Source organism: Pseudomonas psychrophila HA-4, assembly GCF_000282975.1.
GTDB classification, from domain to species: Bacteria; Pseudomonadota; Gammaproteobacteria; order Pseudomonadales; family Pseudomonadaceae; genus Aquipseudomonas; species Aquipseudomonas psychrophila_A.
The window spans coordinates 15,607-34,762 of sequence record NZ_ALJC01000050.1; the positions used below are offsets into that span (position 1 = coordinate 15,607).

18 protein-coding genes are annotated in these 19,156 nt (G+C 57.0%); 10 read left to right on the plus strand and 8 right to left on the minus strand.

Translation table 11 applies throughout. The annotated features are described in order from the left end of the window. Window positions 1-57 precede the first annotated feature (57 nt). Genes B347_RS0105735 through B347_RS0105745 form a run of 3 tightly spaced genes read right to left on the minus strand, consistent with a single transcriptional unit; the run spans window position 58 to window position 2,806 of the window. A complete protein-coding gene (locus tag B347_RS0105735; protein ID WP_019408745.1) occupies window positions 58-858 on the minus strand; it encodes a sulfite exporter TauE/SafE family protein in 801 nt (266 codons plus the stop codon). Window positions 859-866: 8 nt separating this feature from the next. Then, a complete protein-coding gene (locus tag B347_RS0105740) occupies window positions 867-2,432 on the minus strand; it encodes a bifunctional protein tyrosine phosphatase family protein/NAD(P)/FAD-dependent oxidoreductase (RefSeq protein WP_019408746.1) in 1,566 nt (521 codons plus the stop codon). A 44-nt stretch (window positions 2,433-2,476) separates the two neighbouring features. Next, window positions 2,477-2,806, minus strand: coding sequence for an ArsR/SmtB family transcription factor (locus B347_RS0105745; protein WP_019408747.1), 330 nt, complete (start codon window positions 2,804-2,806; stop codon window positions 2,477-2,479). A 92-nt stretch (window positions 2,807-2,898) separates the two neighbouring features. Here B347_RS0105745 and B347_RS0105750 point away from each other — a divergent pair, with 92 nt between their 5' ends. After that, entirely contained in the window at window positions 2,899-3,762 is an 864-nt protein-coding gene (locus B347_RS0105750) for an MBL fold metallo-hydrolase (protein ID WP_019408748.1), read from the plus strand. A gap of 112 nt (window positions 3,763-3,874) precedes the next feature. On the opposite strand, the gene B347_RS0105755 is transcribed toward B347_RS0105750, so the two are convergent. Continuing rightward, entirely contained in the window at window positions 3,875-4,768 is an 894-nt protein-coding gene (locus B347_RS0105755) for a PA4780 family RIO1-like protein kinase (protein WP_019408749.1), read from the minus strand. A gap of 247 nt (window positions 4,769-5,015) precedes the next feature. After that, window positions 5,016-5,807, minus strand: coding sequence for an AraC family transcriptional regulator (locus tag B347_RS0105760; protein WP_019408750.1), 792 nt, complete (start codon window positions 5,805-5,807; stop codon window positions 5,016-5,018). Window positions 5,808-5,889: 82 nt separating this feature from the next. Here B347_RS0105760 and B347_RS0105765 point away from each other — a divergent pair, with 82 nt between their 5' ends. Next, window positions 5,890-6,918, plus strand: a complete 1,029-nt coding sequence (locus tag B347_RS0105765; protein WP_019408751.1) for a bile acid:sodium symporter family protein — start codon at window positions 5,890-5,892, stop codon at window positions 6,916-6,918. On the opposite strand, the gene B347_RS0105770 is transcribed toward B347_RS0105765, so the two are convergent. Further along, entirely contained in the window at window positions 6,915-8,189 is a 1,275-nt protein-coding gene (locus B347_RS0105770) for an acetyl-CoA C-acetyltransferase (RefSeq protein ID WP_019408752.1), read from the minus strand. The genes B347_RS0105765 and B347_RS0105770 overlap by 4 nt on opposite strands. A 122-nt stretch (window positions 8,190-8,311) precedes the next feature. Here B347_RS0105770 and B347_RS0105775 point away from each other — a divergent pair, with 122 nt between their 5' ends. From B347_RS0105775 to B347_RS0105805, 7 genes are all read left to right on the plus strand, one after another. Continuing rightward, window positions 8,312-9,664 (plus strand): 3-oxoacyl-ACP reductase, encoded by a 1,353-nt coding sequence (locus B347_RS0105775; RefSeq protein WP_019408753.1) that lies wholly within the window; start codon window positions 8,312-8,314, stop codon window positions 9,662-9,664. Window positions 9,665-9,667: 3 nt separating this feature from the next. Next, entirely contained in the window at window positions 9,668-10,522 is an 855-nt protein-coding gene (locus tag B347_RS0105780) for a MaoC family dehydratase (RefSeq protein ID WP_019408754.1), read from the plus strand. Between the two features lie 295 nt (window positions 10,523-10,817). Next, on the plus strand, window positions 10,818-11,123 hold the full coding sequence (locus tag B347_RS0105785) for a MazG-like family protein (protein ID WP_019408755.1): 306 nt from the start codon (window positions 10,818-10,820) through the stop codon (window positions 11,121-11,123). Continuing rightward, window positions 11,120-11,869: a methyltransferase domain-containing protein gene (locus B347_RS0105790; protein WP_019408756.1), complete on the plus strand. Its 750-nt coding sequence runs from the start codon at window positions 11,120-11,122 to the stop codon at window positions 11,867-11,869. Before B347_RS0105785 ends, B347_RS0105790 begins: the two co-directional genes overlap by 4 nt. A gap of 23 nt (window positions 11,870-11,892) precedes the next feature. Continuing rightward, complete coding sequence (locus tag B347_RS0105795; protein WP_019408757.1) at window positions 11,893-12,507, plus strand: DUF4136 domain-containing protein; 615 nt, start codon at window positions 11,893-11,895, stop codon at window positions 12,505-12,507. Window positions 12,508-12,535: 28 nt separating this feature from the next. Continuing rightward, entirely contained in the window at window positions 12,536-13,120 is a 585-nt protein-coding gene (locus B347_RS0105800) for a DUF4136 domain-containing protein (RefSeq protein ID WP_019408758.1), read from the plus strand. Between the two features lie 242 nt (window positions 13,121-13,362). Continuing rightward, window positions 13,363-15,348: a pilus assembly protein TadG-related protein gene (locus tag B347_RS0105805; protein ID WP_019408759.1), complete on the plus strand. Its 1,986-nt coding sequence runs from the start codon at window positions 13,363-13,365 to the stop codon at window positions 15,346-15,348. Here B347_RS0105805 and B347_RS0105810 read toward each other — a convergent pair. Together B347_RS0105810 and B347_RS0105815 are read right to left on the minus strand one after the other, a co-directional pair. After that, a complete protein-coding gene (locus B347_RS0105810; protein ID WP_019408760.1) occupies window positions 15,337-18,093 on the minus strand; it encodes a PAS domain-containing sensor histidine kinase in 2,757 nt (918 codons plus the stop codon). The two genes, B347_RS0105805 and B347_RS0105810, sit on opposite strands and share 12 nt — an antisense overlap. Next, complete coding sequence (locus B347_RS0105815; RefSeq protein ID WP_019408761.1) at window positions 18,090-18,536, minus strand: TadE/TadG family type IV pilus assembly protein; 447 nt, start codon at window positions 18,534-18,536, stop codon at window positions 18,090-18,092. Before B347_RS0105815 ends, B347_RS0105810 begins: the two co-directional genes overlap by 4 nt. Window positions 18,537-18,607: 71 nt before the next feature. Between B347_RS0105815 and B347_RS0105820 the strand changes: the two genes are divergently transcribed. Continuing rightward, on the plus strand, window positions 18,608-19,081 hold the full coding sequence (locus B347_RS0105820) for a prepilin peptidase (protein WP_019408762.1): 474 nt from the start codon (window positions 18,608-18,610) through the stop codon (window positions 19,079-19,081). Window positions 19,082-19,156: the final 75 nt, after the last annotated feature.

Below are 19,156 nucleotides of genomic sequence, written 5' to 3' on the forward strand. Positions count from 1 at the left end.
AGGGTTTGCGATCGCTTCGCAATCGGACGTAGCCTTCGGCAACTGCTACAAGATCGGTCACAGCACCATCAGCAACACTTTGCCGATCATCAACACGCTGACCACCGCACACAGCACTGCAAAGCCTTGCTGCATCCGTTGCCCTGAGACTTTCGGCGCCACAACACGTCCGACAATCATCCCGGCCAAGGTCGCGCTGATAAACATCAGCGCCTCCTCTGACAAGTTAAAGCCCTGGTAAACCAGATGCCCCAAGGTGCCCAGTGACACCAGCGCCACCACCATCAACGAGGTGGCGACAATCCCGTGCATGGGCACGTCGCTAAACTTTCGAAAGGCCGGCACGATCAGAAAACCGCCGCCAACCCCCAGCAGCCCCGTCAGCAACCCCGACGTCGCGCCGATTGAAGCGAGCGTCGCGGCGCATCGTGCATCCCACTTCAGATGCCCGGTTGAAGGATTAAGCTGGCAGTTTTTAGGGTGGACACCCTCGTCTCCAGGGCAGCCCGCTCTTGCCTGCATAAACATACGCCCAGAGACAAACACCATCACGCAGCCAAACAGCGCCATCAGTGCCGCACCCGGTAACAACTTAGCCAAGTACAACCCCAGCGGCGAAGCCAGCCAGCCGGCGCCCGCCATCAACCCGGCAGCCTTGTAACGCACCAGCCCTTTGCGTAATCCGTCGACCGCACCCACGGCCGCTGCAACCCCAACGGCCAACAACGCCACCGGCGTCGCTTCAAGCAACGTCCAACCCAAGCCCAGCGTCAACGCCGGGATGGCCAAAATACCGCCGCCCGCCCCCGTCAGGCCCAGAAGCAAACCCACCAACGCGCCCAAGATGATAATCAGCATGCTTGAGCTCAGTCCTGCTTACAGTCAGTGAACCACTCGCGCCCTTTGAGCATGCCTTGCCAATAAAACCATGGCAGCAGCGTTGCTTTCAGAAACCACGCCGACGTGCGCGGTACAACCGGGTCCAGCGGGAACGTCGGCAGTAGTTTTGCGCCATAGCCGAACTCGGCCAAAATCACTTTTCCTTTTTCCACTGTCAGCGGGCAAGAGCCATAACCGTCATACCGCTTGGGCAACGCAGCTCCTTTGCGCAGGGCAATCAGGTTGTCGGCCACCACCACGACTTGCTTGCGGGCCGCCGCTGCCGTCTTGGCATTGGAGGTGCCGCACACGTCACCCACCGCGAAAATCTCGGGATAACGCGGGTGTTGCAACGTTGCCGGGTCGGTTTCAAACCAGCCCGCCTTGTCGGCCAACTCACTGCGGCGGATCACATCCGGCGCCTGTTGTGGCGGCACCACATGCAGCATGTCGAAACGTTTTTCATGGCGGGTAACTTGGCCATCAGCGCCCGTCACATCAAACCAGGCCGTCCGGTTCGGCCCATCGACCTTGACCAGATTGGACTGAAAAGCCAACTGAGCCTTGTAGGCCTCTACGTATTTCATCAAGGGAGGGACAAAGATCGGGACACCAAACAGCACCGCCCCCGCCAGATTGAACTCCACCGAAATCGAATCCAGAACGCCCTGTTTGCGCCAGTGATCACACGACAGGTACATGGCTTTTTGCGGCGCACCGGCACATTTGATTGGCATGCCAGGCTGCGTAAACAGCGCCTTGCCACCGCGCAGCGAACGCACCAGCTCCCACGTATAGGGCGCTAGGTCATGTCGGTAGTTGGACGTAACGCCATGTTTGCCCAAGGTTTCTTCCAGGCCTTCGATGTTCTCCCAAGCCAATTGCAGCCCAGGGCAAACGATCAACTGTTGATAGCCCAGCTCAGTGCCATCACTGATCAACACCACCTTGCGTTGCGGGGCAAAGGCGCAAAGCGATGCTTTGATCCACTGCGCCCCTTTGGGCATCACCTCGCCAGTGGGCCGCACGGTGTCTTTGACATCGTAGGCACCGCCGCCCACCAACGTCCACGCCGGTTGATAGTAGTGTTCGGTGTTGGGTTCGATCACCGCGATGCGCAAGGAGGCGTCGCGCTTGAGCAAGCTGGCTGTTACCGAGATACCGGCCGAGCCGCCGCCAATCACGACAACGTCAAACTGACGGACTTCACGCCCGCCCTGAGTCGCGGCTTCATACAGCTTTGAGGAGCGATTCCCGGTGCGGCAATACGCCAACACCGGCGTCGGCATTTCGCTCAACAATTGGTGCAACTGCTGCGCTTGCTCAGGGGTCGCCCCGGTGGTTTGTACGGGCAGGTAAGCGAAGCTCAGCCCCAGCGCCTCGGCGGCCTGCTGCATTGACGTGTGCTCGGGTTGCTCAGCCCCGCCTTCATGGTCTGGGCGATTGCAGATCACACTGCGAAAACCCAGCGCAGCCAACGCGTGGAGTTCGGACAGCGCGAGCTGCCCTGACACAGAGAATGTGTCGTCGATTCGCTTGATGTTTGGCTCCATTGGGCACTCCAGGCACAACAAAAATGAATGGAATAGTTGACCCGTTACTTCTTGAGCGCTTGACCGCAATACAGACCCGACAAGGTTTGCATCACCGAAACCACTTCGAAGCTGGCGAGCGAGTAGAAAATGAATTTCCCCATCCTACGGGTATTGACCATGCCCTCATCGCGCAACACACCGAGTTGTTGCGACAGGGTGGGCTGTCGGATCCCTGTTAGCGCTTCAAGCTCGCCCACATTGCGTTCGCCTTGTGTCAGTTGGCACAGCAATAACAGCCGATCTTCATTGGCCAAGGCTTTGAGCAGGGTGCAGGCTTTGGACGCAGAATCGCGCAGAAGGCCAATCTCTTCACTGGTGAGTTGGGCAGACATGGAAGGCTCCGTGACGTAATGGTCGACAGTCTACGTCTCGATAATATATGTTTCAATATATTGAAACTCTTTTGATACACGCGAGGCTTTTCATGCACGCCGAAATTCAAGGCTTCTACGACCCCGCAACTTCGACCGTGAGCTATGTGGTTTACGAAGCCTGCGGGAGCGAGTGCGCAATCATTGACCCGGTACTCGATTACAACGCCGCGGCCGGGCGCATCAGCACCGACAGCGCAGACAGCATCATGCGTTTTGTGCAAGCGCATGGCCTGAAGGTGCAGTGGCTACTGGAGACACACGCCCACGCCGATCACCTGTCAGCCAGCGCCTACCTCAAGCAAAAAATCGGCGGCAAGATTGGTATCGGCTCGGCGATCACCCAGGTACAAGGCGTGTTTCGCGATCTCTACAACCTTGAGCCTGAATTCAAGCTGGACGGTTCGCAATTCGACCATTTGTTTGAGCCCGATGAAGTGTTCCATGTTGGCCGACTTCAGGTCCGGGCGCTCCACGTGCCGGGCCATACCCCGGCGGACATGGCCTATCAGATCGAAAGCCACAACATTTTCGTCGGCGACACGCTCTTCATGCCGGATGTCGGCACCGCACGATGCGATTTTCCGGGGGGCGATGCACAGCAGTTGTATCAATCGATCAAACGCCTGCTGGCCTTGCCGAGCGACACTCGACTGTTCATGTGCCACGACTACCCCCCCGCCAGTCGCGAGGCCAGTTGGTCGACCACCGTTGGCGAACAGCGCGCTCGAAATATCCATGTCAACGACAGCATCCCGCTGGCGGATTTTGTCGACATGCGCACGGCCCGCGACGCTACCCTGGGAGTGCCAGCGCTATTAATCCCAGCCATACAAGTCAACATTCGCGCCGGCAACCTACCACCCGCCGATGAAAGCGGGCTGACCAGCTTAAAGATCCCGCTGAACCGGTTTTAATCCGTTAAGCGTCCGCGCCCCTATTGGGGCGAGCTTGCCTCGCGATCTTTTGATCTTTAAAAAGTCACAGGCATAAAAAATCCGGCCTGAGCCGGATTTTTTATTCATCGAATCACTGCATCCACGGTGGCGGCGGCTCTTCGGCTTTGCTCGGTGGTGCATCGTCTGCAGCACGCACCGCTTGGCGACGTTCTTCGTCCAAACGAGCCGCTTCAATCTCGCGAATCACTCCGCCGACATCCGCCAACTCTTCAGGCTCTTCAAACTCACCGGTCAAGACGCTGGAAGGGCTCAAGGTACCCGCTTCGTAAAGCGCCCACATTTCCTTGGCGTATTTGGTTTTCTTCAACTCCGGCGCGAAACGTCCGAAGTAAGAAGCCATGTTGCCCACGTCCCGCTCCAGCATGCTGAACGCGTGGTTATTGCCCGCCGCGTCAACGGCCTGTGGCAGGTCGATAATCACCGGCCCGGTCGGTGTCAGCAGCACGTTGAACTCCGACAAGTCGCCGTGAACCAGACCCGTGCACAACATCAACACGATCTGCGAAATCAGGTACGCGTGGTACTCGCGGGCCTGATCCGGCTCCAGCACGACGTCGTTCAGACGCGGCGCCGCATCGCCGTATTCATCGGCCACCAACTCCATCAACAGCACGCCTTCAAGGAAGTCGAACGGTTTGGGAACACGTACACCGGCACCCGCCAAACGAAACAGAGCGGCTACTTCGGCGTTCTGCCAGGCATCTTCGGTTTCTTTACGCCCAAACTTCGAGCCCTTGGCCATCGCTCGCGCCTGACGGCTGTTGCGAACCTTGCGACCCTCCTGATATTCGGCGGCTTGGCGAAAACTTCGTTTATTAGCCTCCTTATAAACCTTGGCGCATCGCAGCTCATTGCCGCAGCGGACCACGTAAACAGCTGCTTCTTTGCCACTCATAAGTGGGCGCAGCACCTCGTCGATCAGACCGTCTTCGATCAGGGGTTCTAAGCGTTTTGGAGTCTTCATCAGCTTTTATTGTGGGTCCTTTGTTACCAAACACGCGAATGTCACTCGTTATACGGCAATCCACTCACTACGGGGAGGGGGCGACCGTGTATGAGTCGCTTGTAGGCACGCCATGTGCCAAAAATTCCGAATGCCATGGATGATAGTCGAGCGTCGATCGTAGAGCATCGACTAATCCCTTTGAATAAGCGCGCACCCTACTAGAGCGGGGCTAAATGTATGCAGGGCATTTCCGAAAAGCAGCTTATTAATGTCTGAATAACTCGCCAGGCGTGAAGCCAAACATCTTTTTAAATGCCGCAATAAACGCCGACGTCGACTCATACCCACACGACAACGCGGCCAGCGTCACACTGCCACCCTCTTCAAGTACGCGCAAAGACGAAAGCAGGCGCATGCGCTGACGCCAACTGCGAAAACTCAAACCGGTTTCGCGGTCAAATAAACGCATCAAGGTTTTTTCCGATGTGCCCAAACGCTCGGCCCAGAGGCCCAGGCTCGCGTCCGCGTCCGGGTTTTCGATCAGTTCATTACACAGCGTCAACAACCGTGGATGCCGTGGTAATGGCAGCGAAAAACCGACCTGACTCAAACCCGCTAGTTGATCCAGCAACACCTGCACCAAACGTTGCTCTGCGCTCCCGCCTTCCGGGTAATCCACCGGCAATGCACAAAAACGTTTGATCAACTCACGTGCCAGCGGCGTGACTTCCAGTACCCGGCAGTGCCCGGGCGCCCACAGACAATCTTCACGGCGCACGTACAGGCTGCGCATTTCGGCGCGCATCGAGGTCACGACTTCATGCTCTAGACCCGCCGGAATCCAGATTCCCCACTGGGGCGGTGCGAAAAAACTGCCCTCGTCGGTATGCACACCGAGCACACCGCTGATGGCGTAAGAGAATTGCACCCAATCATGCCGATGGCGCGGCGTCCACGACCCGGCCCCCAAGCTTTCGGCGCGAGCATACAGCGGCCGAGGCAAAGTATTGAGCGCAGGAATCGCGCGCTGGGTACCACGTTGTCCGTTTGGCGGCATTGATTGGCCTTATGTCGCGAGACGTCAGATAGGTGCGACGTTAGGCTAAGTCATCAATTCTTACAATGTTCTGGTGCCCGCGATGCATATCTTCAAACACCTCAAACGTTTGTTCACAGACTGGTTTCTGTGCGGCATGTTGGTGGCGACATTTCTCTCCTATCTATTTCCGACCTTCGGTAGCACGGGCGGAGCAATGCACGCAGAGGTGGTGATCAATGTTGGCGTGTTTTTGGTGTTTTTCCTGCACGGGGTCAACCTGTCCAGCGAGCAAATTCGTCACGGCCTTAAAAACATACGCCTGCACCTGATGGTTCAAGGCTTCACCTTTATTGTGTTTCCGCTGATTTGGGTGGCCGCCAACACGCTACTGGGGGCACACATTCCGCCCCTGCTGATGCTTGGCTTTTTCTACCTGTGCGCCCTGCCCTCCACCATTTCCTCATCGGTGGCCCTCACCGGCAGCGCAGGCGGCAACGTACCGGCGGCAATTCTCAATGCCAGCCTGTCCAGCGTCCTGGGGATATTTTTGACGCCCTTGCTGGTGAGCTTTGTCGTGGGCAGCGGTTCGGGCGGTATCGACCTGGGCTCAACCTTGCTCGACCTGTGCGCCATGCTCTTGTTGCCGCTGGTGCTCGGTCAATTGGTACGCCCGTTGTTCGGACGTTTTTTCGCCCGCCACAAGCGCTACACCAACATCTGCGACAAAGTGGTGATCTTGCTGCTGGTGTACGCCGCGTTCTGCAACTCGATGGTTTCGGGCATGTGGCAACAGCAAGGCACATCGGTGATTTTCAGCGCCTTGGTCGGCAGCGCGATATTGCTCGCCATCATTCTGTACATGACCACCCGCACCGCCCGCGCCCTCAAATTCAGCACCGCAGACGAGATCGCGGCCGTGTTCTGCGCGAGCAAAAAATCACTCGCCGCCGGTGCGCCGATGGCCGCGCTGATCTTCGGCGCCAACCCTGGGATTGGCCTGATTCTGCTGCCCATCATGATCTACCACCCGCTGCAACTCATCGTGTGTTCCGTGATGGCAGAAAGCTACGCCAGCCGGAACCGTCAGGAGAAAGCGGAGCAAAACCAAGCGGCGGTGCCTGCCAATTAACGCTCAATAATCGCTGTAACACCTTGACCGCCCGCCGCGCAGATCGAGATCAAGCCTCGTCCCTGCCCGGCCGTGGCGAGCAATTTGGACAGGTTGGTCACAATCCGCCCTCCGGTCGCGGCAAAGGGATGCCCAATTGCCAATGAGCTGCCTTTGACGTTCAGTTTGCTGCGATCAATTGAACCCAGCGGCGCGTCCAGCCCCAGTCTTTTCTGGCAGTAATCGGCGTCTTCCCAAGCTTTCAAGGTGCACAGCACTTGCGCAGCAAACGCTTCGTGAATTTCGTAGTAGTCAAAGTCTTGTAAGGTCAGGCCATTGCGCGCCAAAAGCCGTGGGACCGCATACACCGGGGCCATCAGCAAACCTTCGGCGCCATGGACGAAATCGACCGCAGCCGTTTCGCCATCTCGCAAATAAGCCAAAATCGGCAACCCGCGCTCTTTGGCCCAGGCCTCACTGGCGAGCAAAACCACTGAAGCGCCATCGGTCAGCGGCGTGGAGTTACCCGCCGTCAACGTGCCTTTACCTGTGCGATCGAACACCGGCTTAAGGGCGGCGAGTTTCTCCAGCGTCAGGTCCGGGCGCAGGTTGTTGTCGCGGCTCAACCCCAGATACGGGGTGATCAAGTCATCTTCCCAGCCCGCGTGATACGCCGCGCTCAGCGCTTGGTGGCTGTGCAAGGCCAAGGCATCTTGTTCGGTGCGCGGAATGTTCCAGGTTTGCGCCATTAACTCGCAGTGCTGGCCCATCGACAATCCGGTACGGGGTTCGCCATTACGTGGAAACTCAGGCTTTAAGAAACGGGGGCGCAACTGAAGCAGGGTTTTGATCTTGTCCAGAGGCGCCTTGGTCCGTTTCAACTGCAACAACCATCGGCGCAGTCCGTCATTCAAGCCAATCGGCACATCCGAAGCGCTGTCGACGCCACCGGCAATCGCGCACTCGATCTGCCCCAAGGCAATTTTATTGGCCACCAGCAACGCCGCTTCTAGCCCGGTGCCACAAGCTTGTTGCAGGTCATAGGCTGGGGTTTGCGGCGACAGACGCGACCCCAGTACGCACTCGCGGGTGAGGCTAAAATCTCTGGAGTCCTTGAGCACCGCCCCGGCCACCACTTCGCCCATACGCAGCCCATGCAGGTTGTAGCGCTCGATCAGCCCTTCCAACGCCGCCGTCAACATCGCCTGATTACTGGCGGTCGCGTACGGCCCGTTGGCACGGGAAAATGGAATTCGATTACCGCCAATAATGGCTACACGACGCAAACTCATAAGATGTTCCCTATTCTTTCAAAGCCGTTGATCGTTACAAGCGTAGGTCTTATCGCTGATAACGAACGACCATGACATGTTTGTGGTCAATCCTTTGAACCCCATCTGTCGGAGAGTGTTCCATGTCAGACCGTTATATCGACTTTGCCAACTCATCCATCGGCCATCGCCTGGTGGGTGCAATAGGGCTTCCGTCGCCGGTACGACTAGAGCGCTGGCAAGCAGGCCGACTGCGCCCAGTCGACGGCGCACTATTGCTAGGCGGTGGCGCATTGGCAGCCAAGGTCGGCGGATTTGCCAGCAAACTCACCGACGCCGTGTTCGGCTACGGTACTGGGCCGTGGGAGGCAAACCCGTGGATTCCTGGCCAAGGACCTAAATTAAAAGCCGTGGTGTTTGATGCCAGCGAGTTGCTGCACACCGACCAACTCAAGCAATTGCGCGAGTTCTTCCAACCGCTGCTGCGCAGCCTTGGGCCCAGCGCGCACATCGTTATTTTAGGCCGTGCGCCCGACACCCAGCGCGACCCCTTTGCCGCCAGCGCACAGCGCGCCCTCGAAGGATTTAGCCGCTCACTGGCCAAAGAGTTGCGCAATGGTGGCACGTTGCAGTTGTTGTATATCGATGAAGGTGCCGACGATCAGCTCGAAGGCGCGCTGCGGTTTTTCCTCTCCCCAAAAAGCGCGTTCATCAGTGGCCAAGTATTGCGCCTGCGCCCGTGTGCGACTCAGGTTGCCGACTGGACTCGCCCGCTGGCCGGGCGCAAAGCCTTGGTCACCGGCGCGGCGCGTGGCATTGGCGCCTCGATTGCCGAGACCTTGGCCCGCGACGGCGCCGAGGTGATTTTGCTCGACGTGCCACCGGCCAAAAATGACCTCGAAGCACTCGCCGCTCGCTTGGGTGGGCGCAGCATTGCACTGGATATTTGCGCCGCCGATGCAGCCACGCAATTGATCGAGCACCTGCCTGATGGCGTCGACATTGTGGTGCACAACGCCGGTATCACCCGTGACAAAACCTTGGCCAACATGACGCCCGAATTCTGGGATGCCGTCCTCGCGGTCAATCTCAACGCGCCCCAAGTGCTGACCAAAGCCCTGCTGGACAGCGGCACCCTGCGCGATAACGGTCGGGTGATTTTGCTCGCCTCCATCAGCGGTATCGCCGGTAACCGCGGCCAAACCAACTACGCGGCCAGCAAAGCCGGGCTGATCGGTCTGGCCCAAGCTTGGGCGCCACTGCTGGGCGAGCGCGGCATCAGCATCAACGCCGTGGCACCCGGTTTTATCGAAACCCAAATGACCGCGCATATCCCGTTTGCCCTGCGAGAAGCCGGGCGTCGCATGAGTTCTCTGGGTCAGGGCGGTTTGCCACAAGACGTGGCCGAAGCCGTGGCTTGGCTAGGCCAGCCGGGCTCGGGTGCCGTCAGCGGGCAAGCGCTGCGCGTGTGCGGCCAAAGCGTACTGGGGGCCTAAGCCATGACCGTACAGTGGCTCGACCTCGACAGCCCGCCATCTCTACCTGCGCTGTATGCCTACGCAGCAGCCAAGCGCAAGATCACCGGCAACACCCTCCCGGAGCAAGGATTACGCTGCTGGGTCGAGGTTAAAGCCAAGCCGCTGGATGCTTTTCGGGATGCCTGCGGCTTAGCGCCAAGCCCACTGTTGCCGCCGACGTATCCCCATGTTTTGGCCTTTGGTCTGCAAATGCAGTTACTGACTGACAAGGACTTCCCCTTCCCGCTGCTCGGTCTGATTCATCTGAGCAACCGGATTCGGGTCCTGCGCCCTATGGGCGGCGTGACGCAACTGCGCATCGGTGTGTCTGTACACAACCTGCAAAAACACCCCAAAGGCGCGACGTTCGAAGTCGTGACTCAGGTCGATGATCTGCTCGGGCCACTGTGGGAAGCCGAAAGTACGTTGCTGTGCAAAGGCGTCAAGTTGCCGGGCGACGTGCCGCAGACCACAACGCCAGCCCCGACGGCGTTAACCGAACTGACACGCTGGTACGCCCCCCTCAGTATTGGCCGCCAGTACGCCAAAGTGTCTGGGGATTACAACCCAATCCACCTGAGCGCCGCCAGCGCCAAACTGTTTGGCCTGCCCAGCGCCATCGCCCACGGGCTTTGGCTAAAGGCGCGTGCGTTAGCCGCGCTGACCGCGCATTTGCCAGCGGCCAATGTCGAGATCAACGTGGCATTTAAAAAGCCGGTACGCCTGCCCAGTGAAGTCATCCTGCTGAGCAGCGATGCGGGTTCCAGTGGCGACTTCCAGCTCAATGGGCATGGGGACTTGGTACATTTAGTCGGGCAGTGGCGGCCGGTTGATTAATGGATCATCTATGGAGCGCGAAAATTCGTAGCAGCTGCCGAGCTTGCGAGGCTGCGTCCGGCTGCGCAGCAGTCGTAAATCAAGCACTGCGGTGTATCAGTTAAATCCTGCACTTAGGGTTTACGATCGCTTCGCAATCGGACGTAGCCTCGCAAGCTCGGCAACTGCTACGAAATCGGCTTGCAGCGCAGCCTAGAATCTCCTGTAGGGGATATGTGCCTGTAGCTAATGCCTTTCACTTGCACCAATTCTTATTCAGCCGCAAGCTTTGCTCCTTCTGGAGAACCCACCCCCGATGAACCTCGACGAACTCACTCAACGCCTGCACCGCATTCGCGATAACAACGACTGGAAACAATTTCACAGCCCGAAAAACCTGGCCATGGCGGCCAGTGTCGAAATGGCCGAGTTAGTGGAAATTTTTCAGTGGCTCAGCGAAGACCAATCACGCCAACTGCCCGCCGACACGCTGGCCCATGCCGGACAGGAAGTCGGTGACATCGTGCTGTATCTGCTGCTGTTATGCAGTGAGTTGGGGCTGGACATGAACGAAGTGGTGCGCAGCAAATTGGCCGACAGTGAAAGGCGTTTCAGCAAATGAGTGACCGTCACTTCGATCAACTGGCCACCCGCTTCGCCGAGAAAATTTATGGCGGCGCCAAAGGGGCCATTCGCCTGGCCGTGCTTCAAGCCGACCTTCAAGAGTCACTGCCGCAGCGCCCGTTGCGCGTGCTGGACATCGGCGCTGGCCTTGGCCATATGTCGCTGTGGCTGGCTCAACAAGGTCACGATGTGACCTTGGCAGAGCCCGCCGCGCCTATGCTCGAAGGCGCGCGTCAGCGCTTTGCCGAGGCAGGCCAGACCGGCACCTTTATTCAGGCACCGTGGCAAGAATTGCTGGGGCAACTGACCGAGCCCTACGACCTGGTGCTGTGCCATGCCGTGCTGGAATGGTTGGCCGAACCTCACGCGATTCTGCCCGTGCTGCACCAACTGACCGCCAAAGACGGCTGGTTGTCGCTGGCGTTTTATAACCGCGACGCGCTGATCTATCGCAACTTGCTTAAAGGCCACTTCCGCAAAATGCGCAAGAACGACATGGCGGGCGAAAAGCAGAGCCTCACCCCGCAACAACCGCTCGATCCGCGAGAGCTGGCGACTGCGCTTGAAGGCCTGTGGGCAGTTGAAACGCAAAGCGGCGTACGGGTGTTTCACGATTACATGCCCGTGGAGTTTCAAGCTCGCGCCGAGCTGCAAGCATTGGTTGAAATGGAACTGGCCCATCGTCGCCATCCTGCGTTTGCCGGGCTGGGACGTTATCTGCATTGGGTTTGCCGCCCGGTTTAAGCCCCCTGTTCGAGGAGTACCTGATGTATCGCCGCGTTGCCTTGCTCGTTCTAAGCCTTGGATTAGGGGCGTGCCAAAGCCCCAACCCTTACACCGCCAGCTCCCTGCCGATGCAACCCGCCCCGGCGCAAGCGGCCAACACCCTAGACTTGAGCGCCTACCCGGCAGCGCCACGGGACTACGGCCGTTATCAAAGCTGGGCTTGGCTCAATGGCCGACTGCCTGCGGGCTCGGCATGGGCCGATTCGGCACAAATTGCCGAAGCCGTGAGTAACGCCCTGGACCAGCGCGGATTGCGGCCAGCACGCCCCAACCGTCCAGCAGACCTGTGGGTCAGCGCAGATTTACACACAGAAAAACGTCTGCGTCAGGTTCAGGAAGACTATGGTTATGGCGGTATGTACGGCGACCGCTATGGTCGCTACGGCAACCAGTACGGCATGTACAACAGCGTACCGGTAGTGCGTACCTACGAAGTTGAAGTGATGGTGGTACGCATCAACTTGTATGACGGGAAAACCGGTCAACCGGTCTGGAGTTCAAGTGCAGAGACCAGCAGTAAAGGCAGCCTGAGCGAACGCGGTGACGCCCTGCGCGAATCACTGAACAAGGCAGTGCAGGCTTATCCTCCCCATTAAGACTGTTTCTTTAAGCGGAGAAATCATCATGTTACGGCGCATTGCGTTATTGGGATTGGCCCTGCTGCTCAGTGCTTGCGAAAGCATGCAGGTGACCAACGACTTCAACCCAGCTGTGGATTTCGCCCAGTTCCGAACCTGGGCCTGGAAAGACCCTGCCGTGCAGTACCAACCGAATAACCCGATGCTCAAAAGTGACCTCACCGAGCAACGGATTATTCAGGCTGTTGGCAGCCAACTGGACCAACGCGGCCTGCGCCCGGTGGCTGCCGGCGCCAAGCCGGACCTATTTGTGCAGACCTACCTGATTGTTGCCAACCGCCAGGAACAGGTGGTGACTAACTACGGCTATGGCGGCCCATGGGGCGGGCCTTGGGGTGGTTATTGGGGCGGGCCATGGGAAGGGTATTGGCGCCCGGCGTACAACGAAACCCGCAATGTGATCTATCAGGTGGGCACCCTACAGATCGACCTGACCGACGCCAAAGACGGCAGGCTAGTCTGGCGTGGCAGCGCTGAAAAAATCCTCAACAACAGCCCGACACCGCAAGAACGCAGCGCGGCCATCCGTGAAGCGGTGACTAAAATCCTGAGTAACTACCCACCCAAGTAAGCCTTACAACTTTATAACGGCCAACTTACTCACGAAGTATATAAGCAGGATGTATTAATACTTTCGTGAGTAAGTTGCTTTTCAGGCAATGCCTTGCACCACTTCTCGACTCCTTTTGATTAATTGCTCACACACCCCCGATAAAAGTGGCAACTTGCCAACGCAGCGATCACATCTTGGCTACACTCGTTGAAACTTTGGAGCGTTAGCGCTGGGCAATGTCCCAGCATCAGGAGTGCTCGATGTCTCCCCAACTACGCGGCATGCATTTCAAGGCCCCGCAACAACAACGCGGTGCAATTGGTTTAATGGCGGCACTCACCCTCGGCATGGTGCTGCTCTTTATGTTATTGGTGATCGACAGCGGGCGACTGTACTTTGAGCAGCGCAAGTTGCAACGGGTAGCAGACATGGCTGCGCTCGAAGCGGTCACTCGGGGGGGCAGTTGTTCTGCGGGTACAGCCACCACCTACGTTAACGCCAGCGCCACTCGCAACAACTTCACGCCGGGCGGTACTCAAAAAATAAGCCCCACCTGCGGCACCCTGGTGACCGGCACTGATAACTTGCGCACCTTCAAAGCCGACGCCAATCAATCCAGTGCTATCCGGGTCATCGCGACCACCACCGTTCACACCAGTGTGGCTGGGGGCTTGTGGAACTTGCTGACAAAACAGGGGATTGATCTCGATACCCAATTGACGGCGAGTGCAGTGGCGGCATCACCTAAGGGGTTACTGGCACAACTGACCATAAAAAATACCATCATCACTGTTACTTCAAGCCAATCAGCGCTACTTAATATTGTCTGGGGGGGGCTGTTAGGAGGAACCCTAAATATCGGAGTTGGGGGCTACCAAGGCCTAGTAGACAGTCAAATAAATTTATTGAGTTATCTTGACCAGCTCGCTGTTGACTTAAAATTAAACGCTGGAGGATATAACGACGTCCTCAACACAAATCTCCAACTCACAAAATTAATTGACACTGCAATTACAGTTTTAACTGCCAATGGAACAACCACCAGCATTGCAGTTGACGGCCTAACAAAATTAAAACTCATCGCTGGCAGCACTCAAGTCAAGCTAGCCGACATATTAAAACTACAAACAGGGGCCCTGAATTCAGGATTAGATGCAAACATTAACATTTTTCAGCTAGCAGAGGCTTTCGTACAATTAGCTAATAAAAATAATGGCATTTCAGCGAGCATCCCCGTCAACATTCCAAACTTAATTAACGGCGGGGTAAAAATTAAGATAATTGAGCCGCCTCAACTTTCTGCCATTGGCGACCCTGCAAAAGCCAAAGCAAACCCAACGTTACCTGGTAGCCAAATATACGTGCGCACTGCACAAGTTAGGGTTGGTGCATCTTTGAGTCTGCCGGTCTTGGATAACCCACTTATCAATGGTGCGCTCGACCAGCTAGTAGGCCCACTTTCAGATACGTTGACCAACTTGCTGAGCCTGAACCTGGCAGGCACACTCAAATCTGTTCTATGTTTGGTTTTTTCGTGCGAACAAACAAGTCTTAGGATTTTTTCCGATTCGAAAACTATTAGTGCGGTGATCGAAATCGGGAGTGCTGACAGCCATGTCACTGACTATTCTTGCTCCAGCACATCTGCCAAGTCACTTACAGCACAAACCAATGCCTCCCTTATAAAGGTCAAGGTTGGAAGCGTCGCCGATATGGACAGCGCCTTCTCCTCGACTGCCGATGTCAAAGTCAATCCCTTAACCATAGTTGACATTGGCGCAATCACCTGCACCGGACTTGTGCTCAAGAATTGCGACCCTAAAACCCGCAAACCATTTTACGGGGGAGGAATAGGTCTAAAAATCGATACTACTATTGGCAGTCTTACTACAAACCCTGCCCCTCATATTTACCTCCAGCCTCCGGACGTAAAACTCCAGCCGTTGTATTTCCCCCAAAAAACAGAACAACTCGTGGGCAGTCTGAAGTCCACCTTAGCCGGTATACAAATTCAGGCCTACAAACCAACCGGCAGCAGTGTTCTAGGAGATCTATTAGTTGGCGTAGGCGATATCCTAAATGGCTTAACAACTGCCTTAGGCAATCTTCTAAGTTCGTTGCTGAGCCAGATTGTGGACCCGATATTGGATAACATCCTAAAATTTCTTGGCATTGATCTGAATAAAGTAGAAGTCGGCGCCAACCTAACTTGCGGTCAAGGCGGACGCGCTCAACTAGTCCTTTGACAACCCAGCCTGACCAACCACCGGCAACTCCACGCAAAACCGGGCCCCGTGCCCGGTATTGCAGACGCTTAACCGCCCGCCCATGTTGTCGATGATGCCGTAGCTCACAGACAACCCCAGCCCCGTGCCCAAACCAATTGGCTTGGTGGTGAAGAACGGCTCAAAGATCCGTTCCAGCAAACGCGGGTCGATTCCGCCCGCGTTGTCTTCCACCCACAGGCGCACGCAGTTGCCACACGGTTCGGCACTCAGGGCAATCCAAGGTTTGAACTCACGGTCGGTTTCGCGCTTGCTCATCAGTGCATCGCGAGCATTGACCAACAGGTTAATCAGCACTTGTTCCAACTGGTCGGCGTGGCCGCGAACCAACAATGTGCTCTCCAGATTTTCACTGCGCAACTCAACGCCTTTGCCCCGCATGCCTTCGCCGAGCAAGGCCAGCGTCCCTTCCAGCGCTTGCACCGGGTTGAACACTTGTTGCTCGACCTCTGAACGGCGGCCAAATACTCGCATGTGGTCGACCACCCGCGCCGCACGTTGAATTTGTGAGTCGATACGCGAGAGTTTGTCTTGCAAGTAGTCGACCTGCACATCGCCGTTGCTTAGGCGTTTGAGCACATTGACAACGGCCATTCGCATCACGTTCAGCGGCTGATTGATCTCGTGGGCAAGGCCGGTGGCCATTTCACCCAGGGTGGCCATTTTGGCGCTGTGGGTCAGTTGCTGTTGCGAGCGACGCACCTCGGTGTTGTCTCGGCCCACGGCCTGTACTTCCAAGAGGTTGCCCTCGGGGTCAAATACGCCTCGATCGGACCACACCCACCAAGCGTATTCACGCCCCGGCAGTTGCAGGCTGATTTCGGCCGCACTGACCGGGTTTTCCGGGCTTAACCGTGCGATGCGCTGCACAAACGCTTCGCGCTGTTCGGCCGAGAGCCAACTGCCCAGGTTGATCCCCGCCAGTTGCTCGGTGGTGCATTCCAGGTAATGGGCCAGCGGCTGGTTACCGAAGGTCAGGGTCAAATCAGGCTGGTAACGACAAATCATTGCCGGGGAATCTTCGACCAGAATCCGGTAGCGCTCTTCACTGCGCGTGACCCGCTCGGCCGTCTCGGTGGCTTCTGTGACGTCCAGCCACAGCCCGACGGCTTCGACCGGCAAACCCACGTCATCGCGCAATAATTTGGCTTCATCCAGCAGCCAGTGATAATTGCCGCTTCGATCACGCAAGCGATAGCGACTACGGGCGCTGCCATTGCGTAGCAATGTGCGAGTGCGCTCAAAATATTGCTCGCGGTCGTCGGGATGAATCCACTCGATCAGCCCGCCCTCAGTGCTCTCGGCCAACGTCCAGCCGAGCAATGGCTGCAAACTGTCGCTAAAGAACTCAGGCAACAACACGCCTTCGTCATAACGCTGCACATAGATCACTGCCGGCGAACTGGCGATCAAATTATTCAGCCTGGCGTGTGCGGCGTCAGCCTGTAACTGCTGATTTTTAATGTCGCTGATGTCCAACATAAAACCCACAATCCGCCGCTCCGGGCCGGTGTCCAGCACCTGGCCCTGAACCCGGTACCACGGTGCTGGCTGGGCACTCCGAGGTAGATGCAGCCGTGCGCAGAACAATAACGTTTTGCCATGTTCCAGCAACTCATTGAAACGGTAGTTCAGTTCGTCGCGATCAACAGGATGAAACAGCGCCAGCCAGGCATCACGTGTCAGCGGCTCCTGCGTCGACAGCAAGCGGGTGCCCAACTGTGGGGCCAACTGCATGTGTTGAAGGTCCGTGGACCATTCCCACCAACCGGTCCCGAGTAATTCTTGCAAGGCTTGCGTGCGCGCTTGTTGCTGCTCGTGTTGCTGCCCACGCAACCGGTCCAGCAACGGCCCAGCCAAACCCGCACACACTTGCAGCCAGTCGCTCGTGCTCATCTGCGGACCATGTAACGATGCCGGGTAAAAACCCAGCAGCAGCCAAGCCGACAACCCTTGCTGATCGTAGTAAGGCACCAGCACACCGTCGGCATTGCCAAACAGATCGTTTAGGCGCGGATTGCCGTCACGTTCAACCCGCTGGGGAGACGAGCCGGTGAGCGGGTCAAACAAGCCGCCCAGCATTTGCCCAGCCGTCCAAAGCGTTGGGGCATCAAACGCATGGTAGGCGCTGTACAGGTACCAACCGGGCTGAGACTCATCACGCAGCGCCAGCGCCATGGAGGGCACGCGTCCATGCTGGGCCAAGTTTTGCAGCGCTTCATCTGCCACGTCAGACAAGCGCGCAAAACCGCATTGGCGTAATTGTTCGCCCACCCGCAGGGTTAGTTGCGTGCATTGCTCACGGCTACGCGCCTGCTGACTGCCGAGCCTTAAATCGCTGATGTCCAGCAGCTGTAACAGCCAGCCATCGGCCTGCGGCTGAACCCAGCCACGGGTGTGCACCACACGCAGACCCACGCATTGAAAATCGAGATCAAGGCTTTGGCCGACCCAATCTGCCGGTACCCCTTCAAGCGCCATTGTGCTGCCCGGCACCATGTAATCGATCAGTAGACGCGGCGCGCCGTCACCCCGGCCCCGCGTCAAGCCATAACGTTGCAGGCCATGGGTTTCCAAGACGTGCCCTTGATGATCAAGAACCAGTTGAATACCCGCTTCGGAGCGGGACTGTTGGCCAGATAACCCAGGCTCCCGTTCGCTGGACCGACCCAGTAACCGCTCAAATACCCCGTCACCGCGATTCAAAATTGCAGACTCGACTGGGCTTGCAAATTGTCCGGCAAGCTGGGGACCGTGATACCCGGCAATTTGAGCACTGGCATGATGCTGCTCAACGCGGTGGACGGAAGTGTGACCGTCACCGTCAGCATTTTGGTCGATATGTTGTACGCCGCAGTTTTCTGCACAGAGCCTCGCACAGCATTCGGTACCCAGGAGAGTTTGTCCGTCAGCACGTCCGTCGCCACCTTTTCCACTGCCGTTTTGTAGGCTGCATCCGTCAGTGACGTCGGGTCGACAGCCACGCTTCGTCGCACGGCCTCAGCCGTCGAATTGTTGAATGACTGCATCAGCAACAACGGCAAGCTATAGCTCACAACGCCGTAGAGAACTGCGAAAAAGATCACAAATACCAACGCAAATTCAATCGCGACGGCACCTTTTTGCTTCTGAGGAAGGCCTGTTTTCATGACTGCGTCTACCCTGCCAATCGACCGTAATATCATCATAGAATCATTCGTAAAAAAGGGATGTTTAATACGTGATTCACTTTCTTGTTGTGTTCATGTGGCTCATCGCCTGTGCCGTCCAAGACCTGATCCAGCGCCAGATTGCCAATAGCCTGACCTTTGGCGCAGCGGCGCTGGCGCTGCTGTACATGCTCATCACGGGCCACACCTGGCTCGGTGCCAGTGCAGGCGAAGGGGGCTGGGCGCTGTTGATTGCACTAGTGCTGACCCTGCCCGGCTATGCCTTGAACAAACTGGGCGCAGGCGATGTAAAACTGCTGATTGCCTTGGCGCTGGCAACCGATCGTCAGATGCTGCTGGGCACCTTTATCGGCGCGGGTTTGGGCGCCGGGCTGTGGTATTGGCTGGCGCCAAAGTTTCGGTCTTTGTGCAATCAACGGCTTAGCCCTCACTGCAATAAATCCGTAATGAAAACGTCAAAAAAATTGCCTTTTGCGCCTTTTCTGCTCTTCGGCTTCACGGTAACGAGCGTGTGTATACCCTAGTCAAAACGTAGGACTTATTTGATGTACAGCATGAGAAAGTACGTCTATGTTTTAAAAACCAACCCATTCAACTGA

What these genes read in the sequence shown, in the direction of transcription:
- B347_RS0105735 (WP_019408745.1), bottom strand. Translation starts at nt 858, where the DNA reads ATGCTGATTATCATCTTGGGCGCGTTGGTGGGTTTGCTTCTGGGCCTG.
- B347_RS0105740 (WP_019408746.1), bottom strand. Translation starts at nt 2,432, where the DNA reads ATGGAGCCAAACATCAAGCGAATCGACGACACATTCTCTGTGTCAGGG.
- B347_RS0105745 (WP_019408747.1), bottom strand. Translation starts at nt 2,806, where the DNA reads ATGTCTGCCCAACTCACCAGTGAAGAGATTGGCCTTCTGCGCGATTCT.
- B347_RS0105750 (WP_019408748.1), top strand. Translation starts at nt 2,899, where the DNA reads ATGCACGCCGAAATTCAAGGCTTCTACGACCCCGCAACTTCGACCGTG.
- B347_RS0105755 (WP_019408749.1), bottom strand. Translation starts at nt 4,768, where the DNA reads ATGAAGACTCCAAAACGCTTAGAACCCCTGATCGAAGACGGTCTGATC.
- B347_RS0105760 (WP_019408750.1), bottom strand. Translation starts at nt 5,807, where the DNA reads ATGCCGCCAAACGGACAACGTGGTACCCAGCGCGCGATTCCTGCGCTC.
- B347_RS0105765 (WP_019408751.1), top strand. Translation starts at nt 5,890, where the DNA reads ATGCATATCTTCAAACACCTCAAACGTTTGTTCACAGACTGGTTTCTG.
- B347_RS0105770 (WP_019408752.1), bottom strand. Translation starts at nt 8,189, where the DNA reads ATGAGTTTGCGTCGTGTAGCCATTATTGGCGGTAATCGAATTCCATTT.
- B347_RS0105775 (WP_019408753.1), top strand. Translation starts at nt 8,312, where the DNA reads ATGTCAGACCGTTATATCGACTTTGCCAACTCATCCATCGGCCATCGC.
- B347_RS0105780 (WP_019408754.1), top strand. Translation starts at nt 9,668, where the DNA reads ATGACCGTACAGTGGCTCGACCTCGACAGCCCGCCATCTCTACCTGCG.
- B347_RS0105785 (WP_019408755.1), top strand. Translation starts at nt 10,818, where the DNA reads ATGAACCTCGACGAACTCACTCAACGCCTGCACCGCATTCGCGATAAC.
- B347_RS0105790 (WP_019408756.1), top strand. Translation starts at nt 11,120, where the DNA reads ATGAGTGACCGTCACTTCGATCAACTGGCCACCCGCTTCGCCGAGAAA.
- B347_RS0105795 (WP_019408757.1), top strand. Translation starts at nt 11,893, where the DNA reads ATGTATCGCCGCGTTGCCTTGCTCGTTCTAAGCCTTGGATTAGGGGCG.
- B347_RS0105800 (WP_019408758.1), top strand. Translation starts at nt 12,536, where the DNA reads ATGTTACGGCGCATTGCGTTATTGGGATTGGCCCTGCTGCTCAGTGCT.
- B347_RS0105805 (WP_019408759.1), top strand. Translation starts at nt 13,363, where the DNA reads ATGTCTCCCCAACTACGCGGCATGCATTTCAAGGCCCCGCAACAACAA.
- B347_RS0105815 (WP_019408761.1), bottom strand. Translation starts at nt 18,536, where the DNA reads ATGAAAACAGGCCTTCCTCAGAAGCAAAAAGGTGCCGTCGCGATTGAA.